Consider the following 16,728-nt stretch of genomic DNA (forward strand, 5'->3'; position numbering starts at 1 on the left):
CTATGTGGATTATGCAAAAGCTGAGTCCCATTAATCAGCGTCGCTGGCAAATATTTAAAAATAATCGGCGAGGCTATTACTCACTATGGGTTTTTATCATCCTGTTCGGGTTTTCACTTGCGGCTGAGTGGATAGCCAACGATAAGCCCATTCTAATTAAATTTCAGAACAGTTATTACTTTCCTGTCGTCAAAACCTACTTTGAAACCGATTTTGGTGGAGAATTTGCGACAGAAGCAGATTACACAGACCCTTATGTACAAGAATTAATTGAAGGAGAAGGCTGGCTGGTTTGGCCTCCCATTCCCTACAACTATGACACCATTATTAAAGACCTTCCTGTACCTGCGCCTGCCCCCCCCTCTTCAGACAACTGGTTAGGCAGTGATGATAAAGCCCGGGATGTGGTGGCTAGAATTATATACGGCTTTCGTATTTCTGTTTTGTTCGCCCTGACACTCACGATCTTTAGTTCCATTATTGGCATTATTGTGGGTGCAGCTCAAGGCTATTACGGTGGTAAAGTTGACTTAATTGGTCAACGCCTGATTGAAGTATTTTCCGGGTTACCCACTTTGTATTTACTGATTATTTTATCCAGCTTTGTCAATCCTAATTTTTGGTGGCTACTGGGAATCATGTTGTTATTCAGCTGGATGCAACTGGTGGATTTAGTGCGAGCCGAGTTTTTACGAGCCAGAAACCTGGAATATGTCCGTGCGGCCAGAGCACTTGGTATCAGTAACTTCGTCATTATGTTTAGACATATGCTACCAAATGCAATGGTTGCAACCCTGACTTACCTGCCATTCATCTTAACTGCCGCGATTTCAACATTAACCTCATTAGACTTTTTAGGTTTTGGCCTACCCGTCGGCTCACCCTCATTAGGTGAACTGGTTGCTCAAGGTAAGAATAATTTGCAGGCTCCCTGGCTGGGACTGTCAGCCTTTATAACACTCAGCTTGATATTGACACTACTGGTCTTTGTTGGTGAGGCCGCTCGTGATGCTTTTGATCCCAGGAAACTCCCTGTATGAGTCAACCATCATTATTAGAAGTTGAAAATCTGATGATTCAGTTTGGCCAACAAACTGCAGTTAGTGATATTAGTTTTACTTTGAATAGGGGTAAAACATTAGCGCTTGTAGGTGAAAGTGGATCAGGAAAGTCAGTAACTGCGTTAGCCACTTTAGGGCTGCTCCCTGCACAAGCTCACTTTCCTAAAGGGAGTGTTCGCTGGCAAGGACAAGAGCTGTTAGGCGCAACTGATGTCGCCTTACGACGTCTTCGAGGCAACCGTGTCAGCATGATCTTTCAAGAGCCTATGACCTCCCTCAACCCACTGCACACCGTTGAAAAGCAAATCAGTGAAACCATTCTGTTACACAGTGGCACCACCCAAAACGAAGCGCGACAGCAAACACTTGCCCTACTCGAACAGGTCGGTATTCGTGACGCCAAACGTCGCCTTCAAGCATTTCCGCACGAGCTATCAGGTGGCCAGCGACAGCGGGTGATGATTGCGATGGCGTTAGCCAATAAGCCTGACCTGCTCATTGCTGATGAACCAACCACGGCATTAGACGTCACGGTTCAACGTCAGATCTTAGAATTGCTCAAATCATTGCAGCAACAAACTAACATGGCACTTCTACTCATTAGTCATGACCTGAACCTGGTTGAGCATATGGCCGATCACGTCTGCGTTATGCAACAAGGACACGTGGTTGAGCAAGGACCTCTGCAGTCGGTGTTTAAGTCTCCACAACATGAGTATACCCAACACTTACTGGCATCAGTCCCTTCTGGCTCACCGCAACCGTTACCAGAGCAAACAAAAACGCTTTTGACCGTTGACCAGTTAAAAGTTTGGTTTCCAATCTACAAAGGCATTTTTAAACGTATTTCAGGCCATATTCGTGCTGTTGATGATATTAGCTTTTCACTTAAACAAGGGGAAACCCTGGGTATTGTTGGTGAAAGTGGTTCAGGAAAATCAACGCTTGGCTTTGCCTTACTGAAGCTAGTCAATGCGCAAGGCTCAATTTCATTTAATGACAATCCTATCCATCAGCTAAAACAAAAAGCATTCCGGCCACTGAGACGTTCAATCCAAATTGTGTTTCAGGACCCTTTTGGTAGTTTGAACCCTAGAATGACTATTGCTCAGATCATCGGCGAAGGCTTAATAGTCCATCAAGCCAAGCACAAAGATCAGCATGCACAATGGATAGCACAAGCCCTGGAAGATGTTGGTTTGCCGAATGAAGTTCAGCACCGTTATCCGCATGAGTTTTCAGGTGGGCAACGCCAGCGAATTGCGATCGCTCGTGCCTTGGTTTTACGTCCAGAGTTAATTATTCTGGATGAACCTACTTCAGCACTAGATCGGACCATTCAACGACAGATACTTGATTTATTAAAGACATTACAACAAAAGTATCAACTCAGTTATATTTTCATTAGTCATGATTTAGCGGTAGTGAAAGCGATCAGCCACAAAGTGATTGTTATGCAGTTTGGTAAAGTTGTGGAGCAAGGGGCTGCGCAGCAGGTACTTGAGAACCCTCAGCACCACTACACACAAAGTTTACTACAGGCTGCCTTTTGGTAGCCCCAGAGGAAAAAAAGGCTGGTTAACATAAAGACACACTGATAAGTCTCGCCAGCGAGGCTTGGATTCTCTATACTTCACAGCCTTTAAGTCAACCCAACCATTTCTTGGGATTTATAGTCCCTCCCAAACAATAGGAAACAACATATGGGTTTTCTTGCTGGAAAGAAAGCATTAATCGTAGGTGTAGCCAGTAAACTCTCTATAGCTTCAGGTATTGCTGAAGCAATGCGCCGTGAAGGCGCTGAGTTGGCATTTACATATCAGAATGACAAGCTCAAGTCTCGTGTTGAAGATTTAGCTGTCAAATTAGACTCATCAGCAGACCTCTGTTTTCCCTGCGATGTAAGCCAAGATGAAGATATTGAAAACGTTTTCACTGGACTTGCAAAACAATGGGATGGCCTGGATATTATTGTGCACTCTGTGGGGTTTGCCCCTGGTGACCAGCTTGATGGTGATTTTGTTGATGTGACAACCCGTGAAGGCTTCAAAATTGCTCATGACATCAGTGCCTATAGCTTTGTTGCCCTGGCTAAAGCTGGCCGTGAAATGATGCGAGGCCGCAACGGAGCCCTATTAACGCTGTCATATCTGGGTGCTGAGCGGACTATTCCTAACTACAACGTCATGGGCTTGGCAAAAGCCAGCTTAGAAGCATCCGTACGTTATGCCGCAGCAGCGATGGGACCAGAAGGCACTCGCGTGAATGCCATCTCCGCTGGACCTATTCGTACGCTTGCTGCCTCTGGCATTAAGAGTTTCCGCAAAATGCTCAGCTTTAGTGAGCAAAATACACCTCTTCGCCGCAATGTCACCATTGAAGAAGTGGGTAATGTGGGTGCTTTTCTGTGTTCAGACCTGGCCAGTGGTATTACTGGTGAGATCACACATGTTGATGGTGGTTTTAGTAGTACGGCAATGGGACAACTAGAGCAAAACTAGCCTTTGGCAAACGTTTGCTTTAGCCCCATAAAGTCTCAACCCCTGCTTGATCTTATCGTTGCAGGTGGTTGAGAGTCTCTTTATATACTTCCTTCCCCTTCCCTCTCAGAAAATAATCTGACACAAAAAAATACAACCGCTTAAATCAGGCGATATACTTAAGTATATTCAGAAAAAGCGCCTTATTTCTCAATGTGCTCTCTTACATAAGAGGGATAACGCTAAACGTATAAGTAAAAAGCTGGGCAAAATAGTCAGTATAGTGCGGTTAAGAGTGAATTTTCTTTGCTGACTTTATTAATCAGTCGTTTATATGTTTACCATTAAAAGCGTGTCAATTCAGGTAGCACAACAGACATATTGACCAATTTGTTTCCTATGAACTGTTTTCCTTCTGCCACTTTCCTTTTTCTCACGCTCATCACTTACAGTCTATATAGCAATGCAGATTCAATAACCAGCACATCACCACAACGCCCCCCTCTCAGGCTTTACACTGAGGAATGGCCCCCCATCACTTACAGTGAAAACAACAAACCTAAAGGCTATGCAGTTGATCTCGTCGAAAAAATTCTCTCCATGCAACGTCAGAAAGTAAACATACAAATCGTGCCTTGGGCTAGAGGATGGAAAATGATCACCACTGAGCCTAATGTTGTGTTATTCACCATGACTCTTACACCTCAGCGACAACAACAATTTACCCTTATTGGCCCTGTGGCTATTGGACAAACTAATTTTTATGCCACATGGAATAGCAAAATTGAAATTAACACACTAGAAGATGCTAGACGTATAGCAACAGTTGGCGTTTATCGAGATGCCGTGGAGCAGCAGTTGCTGGAAGCTCAAAATTTTAATAATTTAGTCATTGTTTCCAAGCCCATCTACTCTGCACAGCAGTTAGTTCAGGGCCGTATTGATTTATGGTGTACAGCAGATCTCACTATCGATAGTATTCTAAAGCAGGCAAATATACCCGCTAACATGGTCAAGCGAGTATTCACACTTAAGGAGAACTTACTGTATATCGCTTTCTCCAAAGGGTCAGATCCTGCCATTATCAACAGCTGGTATCAACACCTCCAACAGCTTCATCAAAATGGTTGGATGAGGAAGCTACATCAAAACTGGCTCCCTCTCACACAATTTCCAAAAACGATTGAAAAGCTAACCCCCAGTAATTTTAAGGAATAGTAGCTACGTACCTTATTGCTTTAATTAATTATGCGAATTGCAAATGGATACTGATAATCCTCACCGTTACTGACTTTTACACTCGCGATAAATATAAAAATACCATGCACAAGCATTGCTATTGGCAAGAGTATAATTCCGATAAAGACAATAAACAGCACTGTACAAATAATATAAATAAACAAAAAAGTAATTTGAAAGTTAAGCGACTCAGCACCATGCTTCGCCACTAAAGGCATCGTATCTTTTTTAAGTAACCAAATGATGAGTGGCGCAATGATAAAACCAAAAGGGAACAATAGACCTGCAAATGCTGAAAGATGACAAGCCATGGCCCAGTTACGTTCTTCAGTTGAAGGAACAATACTTGATGAAGGATCATCCTCTTGCTTAATTGGCTTTTTTTCTTGCTCGTCCATATTAACCTCTTAAACGTCAGTACAACATGTTAGCAACCACGCAAATCGATCCCATATATTTTGTATGACAATAATATCGCTTAAGTATAGAACACGTTAAAGTAAACCTGAATTCCAGATACGCTACTTGTTACTGTCCTACGCATAAAATCCTACAATAAAGATATAAACTCAAGTAAATTGCAGCACTTACCTGCTAATAGCCATATGCTAAAGGCCATCTTGACCAGCGGTGCCCCTTACAGACAGATTAATTCACAGCAAAAAGCTGGACAATAACATAATTTTATATTAAAAAGCGTACCACATATGCGACAAAAAGCGCATAACATTAAATCATGCTAAATTAGATAATGGTGTATTTGATGTATAATTGATACCTATTTAAGATTGCATATTAGTCAAAAGTTTTAATTTAGCATAACCTTACATTAATCAAGGTTACGTCCAGATTTATTATATCAAAACATTTAACACAACTTTTTCATAAATAACCTACTACACATTAATATATTCAAAAACAACCTATTAAACGGTGTAAGTCAATAAACAGTACCCATTGTTCATATATACTCTTCACACACAATTAATGTAAATCTTATACGCGCTTGTGATACGGTCATATTGGTGACTTGGTTTATTTAAAAAACAAGCATGCAATTTTATTTTAAGAAATATATAAATGTAATAAAAGCCATTTATAACTACTCCCATATGTACGGTAATATCAAAATAGGTCGCTCCACACCATACACTATTAGCTGATATTTCATATAAATGAGTAATAACAACACACTCCAGCATGAGCGGTGAATTGCAATCACCTGAAGCACAAAAAGTGTGAAATATTTACCACAAAAGAATATAACTATTTTTGGTGATAGGCATAAGCCCAATGATGTACAATGCGAGTAGTAAATCATCACTAATCAAGTCTTCTACTCACGATAGTGTAAATATTATTTTTAGCTTTTTCTGTGCTCGCTTCAACCTACTTTACAGCGTAATTATATGCATCATCATGCATAAAACCATTACAATAATTGACACTTTGCCAGCACATCAATATTTGATTTCAATCATCGCAATAATTAATACCAATCTTTTATGTATCAAGAGACCATTATCATATTGACTGTGGCACATTCATATTAATTTATTAACGACTTTTAAATAAGAGGACCAGAATATGTAAATCTCCTAAAAATAAAACATATTTATTTGCTCCAATCATTTTTTAACAATCTAATTATAATTTTTTACAACATAAAGAGTAGTGTTATGTGCTATAAAACAGTTTTTTCACTAACAGCTCTCGCCTTAGCAACTCATACAGCTGCAGCAACACCTTCCTTATTTATTTCAGAATATATTGAAGGTAAAGGTTTTAATAAAGCAATAGAATTATTTAATGGAGGAAAGGAAACACTAGACTTATCCCAATTCACATTAAAGAAATATATTAATGGCAAACCATCCAGTAGCCACGATTATCCTCTTACGGGACAACTTGCCCCAGGTAAGACGTTTGTATTAGTACATCAACAAGCGGAAAAAGCACTGACAGATAAAGCAAATGTAGTAAAAAAACATAATATTCTGAATTTTAATGGTGATGACCCCATTGCACTTTATTACCAAGATAGCCGAATCGATCTGGTGGGTGAATTTGGTGGACAATCATTTGGAAAAGATCAACAACTCATTCGTTTAACGCAACAGGCAAGTGCTACTTATAATAGCTCAGACTGGCAAATTATCTCTGCTCGCTCCGCACAAGAGATGGCGACCTCACTTGGTAATCACAATGCAGACACACAGCCAACACCACAAATATCCTGCACTACAGGTACACCGCGTTTAATCAGTGAAATACAAGGTTCAGGAAACAAAAGTCCACTTGTACCAGATGGTCAATATGAAGGTCCAGAAGTCATTGTCGAAGGTATAGTGACACAAACAACTCCCAATCGTTTTAAAGGCTTTTTCATTCAAGAAGAGTCATGGGATAGTGATGGCAACCCAACCACATCTGAAGGGATTTTTGTTTACGGACAAGCGCCAGGGCTAACCGTGGGTGAAAAAGTCAGAGTTAAAGGTAAAGTAAAAGAATATTACAACCAAACTCAACTTGATTTAGTTGCATACAGCAAGTGTGGCTTACAACAAGAAGTCATTCAACCCCTGCACGTATCCGCTGACACACCCTTACAAGCTCTTGAACCTTATGAAGGTATGCTGGTTAACTGGAGTGGTAACGCAGCCCTCAAAGTAACCAAAAATTTTAGCTTTAACTACACATCTTTTCGAAGTGAAATGGTGTTGAGTAAAGATCATCCTCTCTTTAAACCAACACAAGTATATCCTACTCTTTCTAAAGAAGCGCAAACCTTAGCTAACTCAAATAAGCAACAAAGCATCACGATTGAAACAGATGTGAGCAAACAAACTAATGGTGTTATTAGTTATTTCCCTGATTTTGGACCTTTCCAAAATTATATTAGGATTGGCGATACACTACAAAATATAACGGGTGTCATTCAATACAGTTATGGACGTTATGGCGTAATACCTACAGTAACATTGAGTGGTAGTGACTTTGATCATCAAAACTACCCTCGTACTGACACACCTCAATTAACGCAGGAAGGCAATCTGAAAGTTGCCAGCTTCAACGTGTTAAATTATTTTAACCGAGTGGTTCCTGGCGCAGCGGATAATGCCGCCAATAATTCCAATCGCGGCGCAACCAAACTTGATGATTTTTATTTACAACGTACCAAAATTGTAAATGCTATAACTCGAATGGATGCAGATATTATTGGTTTAATGGAAATTGAAAACAATGGTTTTAGCGACAATAGCGCTATCTATGATCTCGCCACTGCCTTGAATAAACAGCAAACAGATAAAGACAATTATTATCAGTTTGTGTCAACACCTAATAGTGAGTTTATTGGTAGCGATGCTATAACCGTTGGACTTCTTTTCCGGCCGAGCAAAGTTGCTTTAAAAGGCCAGCCATCAATTATTCCAATGCCTGAGCAGCATTTCACATTAACCACCACAGATGATAAACAAAAAACAATCACTAAACAGCAACGTGAAACCCTAGTTCAATCATTCAAACACTTAACCAGTGGTGAAACACTCACCATAGCGGTAAACCACCTCAAATCAAAAGGCTCAATGTGCTTTGAGGATTACCAGGACTATGCCGTTGACGGTAAAGTAGCGTTGGATGGCAAAAACAAGGTTAAAGGAAAGCCTGCTCCTGGCTATGTTGATGATTTACAAGGTAGCTGTAATGAATTCCGAGTTTCTGCTGCTGTTCAATTGGCCCAATATTTACAGTCAAAACCAAAACAGTACGGTAACAATATTCTGTTAATTGGTGACTTCAATGCTTATGCCCAAGAAGATCCTATTCGGGTTCTCACTGACTATACCGGCAAAGAGCAACGCCTCATCAAAACTGCAGAGCATACGACTCTTAACGGTCATCCTTGGCGTCCTTTTACAACTGTTCCTAATGGTTTTGGCTTTGTGGATCTGACACGCAAACACCATGGTCTAAAAACTTTCAGTTATTCATTTGATGGTGAACTAGGTAGTTTAGATCACGCCTTAGCATCAACCACACTAGCCGAAAAAGTAAAAGACATTACGCACTGGCATATAAACTCATTAGAAAATAGTTTATTTGAATATAGTAAAAAATATTCTGGTCAATTGCCAAAAAGTGAAGATCACTTTAGCGCATCAGATCACGACCCATTGTTACTAAGCATCACTTTTACTGAAAAAAAAACAACTAAAGAAACCTTGAATCAACTTATTTCAAGTGCATGGACTCATTATAGAAAAGTAGTTCATGCACCATTAGGGGTTTACCCTATTCATACACAAATGAAGTTGATGCAAGCACTCTTTTTTGCATTAGAGGTACAAAATAACCCTATAGCTTCAGAGCAATATATACAGCATGCAATTAGTCGTTTACAACAGGCAATATCTGATTTACAGCATCCGATGACGGCCGTTAACAAAGCGGGATTATCTTCTGTCGTTCAGATAGCTGAAAACTTATTGCAACAAGCAAATAATGACACTTACCACTTATGGTACTACCCTAAAGTAGCCACCCAACAAATGGATAAATTTATTCAACATGCAAAAAACATTTTAGCCAGTGATCAGGTTAACCAAAGAAAAGTTAATAATACAACGTTCAAACTTCTCCAAAAAATCACATGGTTTTCAAGTCAACGACGTATTAACTTTAATTTTTCATTTTTTGTTTCACACTAAAAAAACTTTACCCATAAAAAAACCGCCAGCTGGCGGTTTTTTTATGGGTGTCTAAACATTTTTACAATAAGTCAGTCATCATTTTTTTACACTTGTTTAAGGCTTAGTTACAGGTTAAAAAATTGATTACAGATTTTTGTTAATGTCTGCAGATTCACGCAAATTTTGTTGCAGCTGCTGACGCACTATTTGTTGGCGCTGCATTGCCATAAAACGTTTCATAAATGCTTGCTGTTGTTCTTCACCCTCAATAGTTTCAGGTGTTGTGACATTCGTTAACTCAATGATAGCCTGATCGCCACTGGCTAACGTTGCTACACCATATTGTGGATGGTCATCTTGAGGATGTGGCAGTTTAAACACTTGTTGTACCACTTCTCGAGGCGCTTCAGTCATCATACGCTTAGCGTCAGTATAAGCTTTCCACGTTTGCCCTTCCTGTGCAATTTCATCCGCTTTCTGCTTACCTTCACGAAGCTCAGCAATCAAAGAAGCAGAATGCTCCTCTAACTGTTTAACCGCCTTTTGATCTTTTAGTTTAACCATTAACTCTTTTTTAACATCTTCTAACGGTTGTAACTTAGCAGGTTTATGCTCAAGCACATGTAAAACCATGACTTTATCTTTTGATAAATCAATCACTGCACTGTTCATTTTATCCGTCAGAACTTCTGGTGAAAATGCTTGCTTAACTATCTGAGCATTAGCAAAAACACCTTTACCATTGTCTTTTGAAAAGAAGTCTGATGTCTTAATTTTAAGCTTCAGTTTTTCTGCTGGTTCTTGCAAATCTGCAGCCTGATAACTTAAATCTTCAAGCTGCTGCCTTTTTTCCACGAACAATGGCTCAGCTTGTGTTTCTTTTAGTGCATTTGTTAATTCTTCCTGCTTTTCTGCGAAGCTTGGTACATCTGGTTGCATCATTTCAACGAGTTTTATGAGTTGTATGCCATAGCTGGTTTTTAATGGTTTTGAAACTTCACCCGCTTTTAATTCTGCTAACGTTTTATCAAACGCTTCGCCAAATATTCCTTCTTCAACAAAACCCAGTTCCCCACCTTTTTCTGCTGAAACCTGATCATCAGAATACTGTTTAGCCAACTCAGCAAAGCTTTCACCCTTTTTCAGCTTTTGCTCAATTTCTGCAGCCAATGCCTTCGTTGCTTCAGCATCACGATCATCTTTTATTTCTAATAATATGTGTGCTGCTTTGGGACGTGGAGGTTCACTCTTTTTAAACGCTTCAACAAACTGGTTGTATCGTGCTTTAACATCATCTTCATCTACTTCCACAGCATCAAGCAAATCAACTTTTTCTAGAGTCAGATAATTAACTTTGACTGACTCTGCAGACATAAATTCTTTTTCATGTTGCTGATAATAGGATTCGACTTCATCCTCTGTCACTTCAACTGTATTTTTTATCTCTGCAATTGGCAGCGTCAACATGCGAAAACTGCGCGTTTGTTGTTCAAGCTGTTGTAAACTCTTAACTTCTGCGGAGGTTAAAAATTCGCTACCTGCTAACCCTAACTGTAGCTGTGTGGTCAACATATCCTCAATCATGGCATCTTTATATTGCCGAGGTGTAAAACCTGCTTGTCTTATAATCTGTTCAAAACGTGTAGGACTATATTTTCCGTCTTCTTTGAAAACATCCTGAGAAATTATTTCCTGGTCTATAGCTTGTTCAGGAAAGAATAAACCATAGTTTTTGGCTGTCTGAGTCAGTAGAGAACGATCAATTAACTGGTCAAGAACAGTATTTTTTATTTTCTTTTCATCTACTTTTGTAGGATCAAATTTTTCATTTTGAGCCATTTGATTTATTCGAATATTAACTGCCCTGGCTAACTCTCCCTGAGAAATATCATCATCATTGACAGTAGCCACAGCGGTATTGGTCGTCACTAGTCGTAATGATTCCAATCCAAAAATTGCAAATACAAAAATGATAAGAAATACAATTACCTTAACGACCCAACTCTGCGCATTATCCCTCATCGTTTGCAGCATAATAACCTCAGCAGCATCGCTTATCTTGCAAATAAAACATTAACAAAAAAAAAGCGCATCATTGATGCGCCTTGATTGACTTGTAGCGGTACGCACGGTAACAAACTCACTTGTTGTACAACCAAGCAAGTCAGCATGCCGCATGAACGAGCACTATCTCAAGTATTGACTTGCCAAGGCCAGCTTAACATGCTGACCTTCGGGAAGGCGCCTTAGTTTACAGCATCCTTCAGTGCTTTACCCGCTTTAAAGCTTGGCACTTTAGCCGCTGCAATCTGAATGGGTTCACCTGTTTGAGGATTACGCCCGGTACGTGCAGCACGCTCTTTAACAGAAAAAGTACCAAAACCAACCAAAACCACCTGATCACCATCTTTCAACGCTTTGGTTACAGAACCGATCATGGCGTCAAGAGCACGTCCGGCAGCCGCTTTAGAAATATCAGCAGAAGCTGCGATGGCATCTATTAATTCTGATTTATTCACTCTATTCCCCTTCTATTGAGATCTTCAGTAAACGCTCAAGGTAAGCAGATAATAAGACATGCGTATATTAATTACGCACACAATTTAAAAACAGTCAAATTAAAAAAACACGCTGCTTGCAAAAATCCCCCCATAACGCAATGTCATAGCTTTTTAACACTCGCCTGGTGTGGTATATGAAACAGCCGGTATCCGCCTGACCTTGTGATACCAAAGCGAGTTGGGATTTATACCAACTCGTTTTGCTCACTGTCAAGAAAGCATCAAGCCTAGTGCGTATTTAATCGCTCGCCTACCTCACTTTCTTTAACATCGTCTCCGGCAACAATATCATTTTGCACGGGTTCTTCTGGTAAAGGATCAGGCATATACTGTAGTGCAACCTCTAAAACTTGATCAATCCATTTTACCGGCCTGATATCAAGGTCTTGTTTAATATTATCAGGAATTTCTTTCAAGTCGCGCTCATTTTCATCAGGAATGATAACCGTTTTGATCCCCCCTCGATGAGCAGCTAACAATTTTTCTTTTAACCCACCAATAGGCAACACTTGTCCTCGGAGGGTTATCTCCCCTGTCATTGCGACATCTGCACGAACAGGGATTCCTGTTAATACCGACACCAGTGCCGTACACATTGCAATACCAGCACTAGGGCCATCTTTTGGTGTAGCACCTTCAGGAACGTGGATATGAATATCGTTCTTTTCATGGAAGTTTTTCGGTACGCCCAGCACTTTCGCACGGCTTCTCACGACTGTCAATGCAGCTTGAATAGATTCCTGCATCACATCACCCAGTGAGCCAGTCTTCACATGATGTCCTTTTCCTGGAACGGCTACCGCCTCAATAGTGAGCAGTTCGCCACCCACCTGAGTCCAAGCAAGCCCTGTAACTTGACCAACCTGATCCTGCTCTTCCGCAATACCATACTTATACTGGCGTACACCAGAATATTGTTCTAAATTTTCAGGCGCGACCACAACCTTAGTAAAGGGCTGCTGCTTACCTTTTTGTAACGCATGTGCTTTTACAACTTTACGACATATTTTTGCAATTTGCCTTTCAAGCCCACGCACACCAGATTCTCGAGTATAATATCGAATTAAATCACGAATTGTTTGTTCTTTTAACTCAATTTCGTCCGCTTTTAACCCATTCAATTTAATTTGTTTAGGTACTAGGTAACGAGTAGATATATTAACTTTTTCATCTTCGGTATAACCTGGAATTCGAATAACCTCCATTCTATCCAGTAAAGGTCCGGGAATATTCATTGAGTTTGAAGTACAAACAAACATAACATCCGATAAATCATAATCAACCTCAAGATAATGATCATTAAAGGTGTTATTTTGTTCCGGATCAAGTACTTCAAGAAGTGCAGAAGATGGATCGCCTCTCATATCTGCACCCATTTTATCAATTTCATCTAATAAAAAGAGTGGATTTTTTACACCCACTTTACACATTTTTTGTAGTAATTTACCAGGCATTGAGCCGATATAAGTCCGTCGATGCCCACGAATTTCAGCTTCATCTCTGACACCACCCAACGCCATTCGCACAAATTTACGATTAGTTGCTCTTGCTAAAGATTCCCCTAGTGATGTTTTACCAACCCCAGGAGGACCAACAAGACAGAGTACAGGGCCTTTTAATTTGCGAACACGCTGCTGAACAGCCAGATATTCCAATATACGCTCTTTAACTTCTTCAAGCCCATAGTGATCATGCTCTAAAATTTCTTCTGCCTTAACCAAATCATGTCGTATTTTACTTCGTTTTTTCCACGGCAGATTAATCATCCAATCAACATAGCTACGAACCACAGTAGCTTCAGCTGACATGGGTGACATCAGCTTAAGCTTATTTAGTTCAGCTTGAACTTTATCTTGAGCTTCCTTCGGCATGCCCGCATCATCAATTCGTTGCTGCAACTCCTCGATTTCATTAGGTGCCTCATCCATATCACCCAGCTCTTTTTGAATAGCTTTCATTTGCTCATTCAAATAATACTCTCGCTGGGACTTCTCCATCTGCTTTTTGACACGACCACGAATTCGCTTTTCCACCTGCATTAAGTCTATTTCAGACTCTATCAGGGTCATTAACTGTTCAATTCGCTCACGTACATCAGCAATTTCAAGAATTTGCTGCTTATCAGCAATCTTCAAGCTCATATGCGCCGCAACGGTATCACTCAATCGCCCAGGCTCATCAATAGTTGACAATGACGTTAAAACTTCGCTTGGCACTTTGCGGCTTAGCTGAACATACTGCTCAAACTGAGACAACAGGGAGCGTGTGAGTACATCTCCTTCTCTATCATCCATGGCAAGTACAGGCAATGCAGTAGCTGTTACTTTAAAGTAACCTTCATCGTCATTAAAGGCTTCAATATGTGCTCGATATCCACCTTCAACCAGTAGTTTAACGGTGCCATCAGGTAATTTTAGCAACTGCAAAATTGTGGCAACGGTTCCAATGGGGAAAATATCATCACGTGTTGGCTCGTCATCAGATGCATTCTTTTGAGCAATAAGCATTATCTGCTTATCGGCAGCCATAGCGGCTTCCAGCGCCTTTATCGACTTTTCTCGGCCCACAAATAAAGGGATAACCATATGTGGGTAAACGACCACATCACGTAAGGGTAACAGAGGTAATGCTATACCCTCCATGTGGTTGGAGATTGTAGGATTATCCATTTATGGCCCCCTCAAAACTTCTATGTGGCGTCAGGTCGTACATTTAACATCCTAACTTTGACTCAAAAACTTGATTATCGTTTTAAGATGGGGCTAATTGCTGCAAATTACAAGCGAAATCTTGTTGATTATTTTTTTTATGAAAAGAACTCAACGCAATTAATAATTGACAAGCCCATCGATTAACAAAATAAAAAGTATTCAATGTCAAGTACTTAGCAACATATACACATTAACTTGATATTGACTAGAGACAATATTCTTCTCAATTTAACAAACACCCCAATGCCTCTATGACAGGTTAATGTTCAATCTGAAGATTTAGATAACATAAAAGATCGTAAGAAGCTGCCTTTCATAAAATCCTTTTAATAAGCCCATTAACAGTACAAGGTTATTTCTATTCAATCTTAGACAACTGTTCAAGCAATACGAAAGCTCAAGTTTATCGTCGTTAGCCTGCTTTTCTCTGAATGAACACCACATCTATTGACGACTCATTAAACCTTTTTTCTTTTAATTAAATGATAAGTTGATAATTTTACAGATTCAGTGAAGCCATTATTCTGGATATAAAAAAAGGAGCATATAGCCCCTTTTAAAATATATATTTTCGTTATTTACGATAAATTACAAATAAATAACAGCTTTCTCATAAATGGTCACTTTATTTGTATATTTTTTATACAAAAACAAGCCTATTAGTCTTCAGGCAATGCTTTTTGTTCATTATTATTTTCATAAATCAGCAAAGGCTCAGAATCACCTTTGATTACAGAGTCATCAATGACAACCTTTGATACATTCGCAATAGACGGAATCTCGTACATACTGTCAAGAAGTACATTTTCCAGAATTGAGCGTAAGCCTCGAGCACCTGTTTTACGCTCCATAGCTTTCTTGGCAATGGCACGCAAAGCATCTTCACGGAAGTCAATCTCAACATCTTCCATTTCAAACAGCTTACTGTACTGTTTGGTCAGCGCATTCTTAGGATCAGTTAAAATGCTGACTAACGCCTCTTCATCTAACTCATCTAAAGTGGCAATTACAGGTAAGCGACCCACAAACTCTGGTATCAAACCATAACGGACCAAATCTTCAGGCTCAACATCTTTAAGTGTTTCGCCAACCTTCTTCGACAAATCTTTACTCTTCACTTCAGCGGAGAAGCCAATTCCCCCCTTCTCGGAGCGATCGCGAATAACTTTTTCTAAGCCTGCAAATGCACCACCACAAATAAAAAGAATGTTTCCAGTATCAACCTGCAAAAATTCCTGCTGCGGGTGTTTTCGACCACCTTGAGGAGGAACTGAAGCAACTGTACCTTCAATAAGTTTTAACAGCGCTTGTTGTACACCCTCTCCCGAAACATCTCGGGTAATTGATGGGTTATCAGACTTACGGGAAATCTTGTCAATTTCATCGATGTAGACTATGCCCATTTGAGCTTTTTCTACATCATAATCACACTTTTGTAATAATTTCTGAATGATGTTTTCAACATCCTCACCGACATAGCCTGCCTCTGTGAGCGTTGTGGCATCAGCAATTGTAAACGGCACATTCAATAGCCTTGCCAATGTTTCAGCCAGCAGGGTTTTACCACTACCTGTAGGACCAATTAACAGGATATTGCTCTTACCCAGCTCTACATCATCTTTCTTGTTACCCTTCTGCAACCGCTTATAATGGTTATAAACCGCTACAGATAAAACTTTTTTGGCACGATACTGACCAATGACATACTCATCGAGAATGGCGTTGATCTCTTTTGGGGTAGGCAATTTGTCTGAGGTACTGTCAGGGCTATTTTCTTGAACCTCTTCACGGATGATGTCATTACACAAATCGACACATTCATCACAAATGAAGACAGAGGGGCCTGCAATTAGTTTACGCACCTCATGCTGACTTTTCCCACAGAAAGAGCAATAAAGCAACTTTCCGCCATCTTCGCCTTTGCCGTTTTTTTCGTCAGTCATTCGATTTACCCTACTGAGACAACGAGTCTACTTTGCTAAATG

The 16,728-nt window shown here is 40.0% G+C and carries 10 protein-coding genes; 5 read left to right on the forward strand and 5 right to left on the reverse strand.

From position 1 onward, the window contains the following. The first annotated feature begins 2 nt into the window (after positions 1-2). From ACQ96U_RS12220 to ACQ96U_RS12235, 4 genes are all read left to right on the forward strand, one after another. On the forward strand, positions 3-1,040 hold the full coding sequence (locus tag ACQ96U_RS12220) for an ABC transporter permease (protein ID WP_431721540.1): 1,038 nt from the start codon (positions 3-5) through the stop codon (positions 1,038-1,040). After that, on the forward strand, positions 1,037-2,617 hold the full coding sequence (locus ACQ96U_RS12225; protein ID WP_431721541.1) for an ABC transporter ATP-binding protein: 1,581 nt from the start codon (positions 1,037-1,039) through the stop codon (positions 2,615-2,617). The genes ACQ96U_RS12220 and ACQ96U_RS12225 overlap by 4 nt, the downstream gene beginning before the upstream one ends. A gap of 147 nt (positions 2,618-2,764) precedes the next feature. Continuing rightward, entirely contained in the window at positions 2,765-3,562 is a 798-nt protein-coding gene (locus tag ACQ96U_RS12230) for an enoyl-ACP reductase FabI (RefSeq protein WP_431721542.1), read from the forward strand. Between the two features lie 378 nt (positions 3,563-3,940). Then, the gene (locus ACQ96U_RS12235; protein WP_431721543.1) at positions 3,941-4,759 is read left to right on the forward strand and encodes a substrate-binding periplasmic protein; all 819 of its coding nucleotides are present in this window, start codon (positions 3,941-3,943) and stop codon (positions 4,757-4,759) included. A gap of 20 nt (positions 4,760-4,779) precedes the next feature. On the opposite strand, the gene ACQ96U_RS12240 is transcribed toward ACQ96U_RS12235, so the two are convergent. Beyond that, entirely contained in the window at positions 4,780-5,178 is a 399-nt protein-coding gene (locus tag ACQ96U_RS12240; protein WP_431721544.1) for a DUF4870 domain-containing protein, read from the reverse strand. A gap of 1,281 nt (positions 5,179-6,459) precedes the next feature. Here ACQ96U_RS12240 and ACQ96U_RS12245 point away from each other — a divergent pair. Further along, positions 6,460-9,489, forward strand: a complete 3,030-nt coding sequence (locus ACQ96U_RS12245; protein ID WP_431721545.1) for an ExeM/NucH family extracellular endonuclease — start codon at positions 6,460-6,462, stop codon at positions 9,487-9,489. A gap of 126 nt (positions 9,490-9,615) precedes the next feature. Here the strand turns inward: ACQ96U_RS12245 and ACQ96U_RS12250 are convergent, their stop codons facing one another. The 4 genes from ACQ96U_RS12250 to clpX all read right to left on the reverse strand — a co-directional run bounded on the left by ACQ96U_RS12250 (position 9,616) and on the right by clpX (position 16,686). Beyond that, the gene (locus ACQ96U_RS12250; RefSeq protein WP_431721546.1) at positions 9,616-11,505 is read right to left on the reverse strand and encodes a SurA N-terminal domain-containing protein; all 1,890 of its coding nucleotides are present in this window, start codon (positions 11,503-11,505) and stop codon (positions 9,616-9,618) included. Between the two features lie 212 nt (positions 11,506-11,717). Further along, positions 11,718-11,990 carry a nucleoid-associated protein HU-beta gene (hupB, locus tag ACQ96U_RS12255; RefSeq protein ID WP_027708969.1) on the reverse strand — a complete coding sequence of 91 codons (273 nt, stop codon included), beginning with the start codon at positions 11,988-11,990 and terminating at the stop codon, positions 11,718-11,720. 269 nt (positions 11,991-12,259) lie between these two features. Beyond that, positions 12,260-14,701 carry an endopeptidase La gene (gene lon, locus ACQ96U_RS12260; protein ID WP_431721547.1) on the reverse strand — a complete coding sequence of 814 codons (2,442 nt, stop codon included), beginning with the start codon at positions 14,699-14,701 and terminating at the stop codon, positions 12,260-12,262. Between the two features lie 701 nt (positions 14,702-15,402). Next, on the reverse strand, positions 15,403-16,686 hold the full coding sequence (clpX, locus tag ACQ96U_RS12265; RefSeq protein ID WP_027708971.1) for an ATP-dependent Clp protease ATP-binding subunit ClpX: 1,284 nt from the start codon (positions 16,684-16,686) through the stop codon (positions 15,403-15,405). Positions 16,687-16,728: the final 42 nt, after the last annotated feature.

This window comes from Zooshikella sp. RANM57 (assembly GCF_050749885.1).
Taxonomy (GTDB): Bacteria; Pseudomonadota; Gammaproteobacteria; order Pseudomonadales; family Zooshikellaceae; genus Zooshikella.

What these genes read in the sequence shown, in the direction of transcription:
- ACQ96U_RS12220 (WP_431721540.1), top strand. Translation starts at nt 3, where the DNA reads ATGTGGATTATGCAAAAGCTGAGTCCCATTAATCAGCGTCGCTGGCAA.
- ACQ96U_RS12225 (WP_431721541.1), top strand. Translation starts at nt 1,037, where the DNA reads ATGAGTCAACCATCATTATTAGAAGTTGAAAATCTGATGATTCAGTTT.
- ACQ96U_RS12230 (WP_431721542.1), top strand. Translation starts at nt 2,765, where the DNA reads ATGGGTTTTCTTGCTGGAAAGAAAGCATTAATCGTAGGTGTAGCCAGT.
- ACQ96U_RS12235 (WP_431721543.1), top strand. Translation starts at nt 3,941, where the DNA reads ATGAACTGTTTTCCTTCTGCCACTTTCCTTTTTCTCACGCTCATCACT.
- ACQ96U_RS12240 (WP_431721544.1), bottom strand. Translation starts at nt 5,178, where the DNA reads ATGGACGAGCAAGAAAAAAAGCCAATTAAGCAAGAGGATGATCCTTCA.
- ACQ96U_RS12245 (WP_431721545.1), top strand. Translation starts at nt 6,460, where the DNA reads ATGTGCTATAAAACAGTTTTTTCACTAACAGCTCTCGCCTTAGCAACT.
- ACQ96U_RS12250 (WP_431721546.1), bottom strand. Translation starts at nt 11,505, where the DNA reads ATGCTGCAAACGATGAGGGATAATGCGCAGAGTTGGGTCGTTAAGGTA.
- lon (WP_431721547.1), bottom strand. Translation starts at nt 14,701, where the DNA reads ATGGATAATCCTACAATCTCCAACCACATGGAGGGTATAGCATTACCT.
- clpX (WP_027708971.1), bottom strand. Translation starts at nt 16,686, where the DNA reads ATGACTGACGAAAAAAACGGCAAAGGCGAAGATGGCGGAAAGTTGCTT.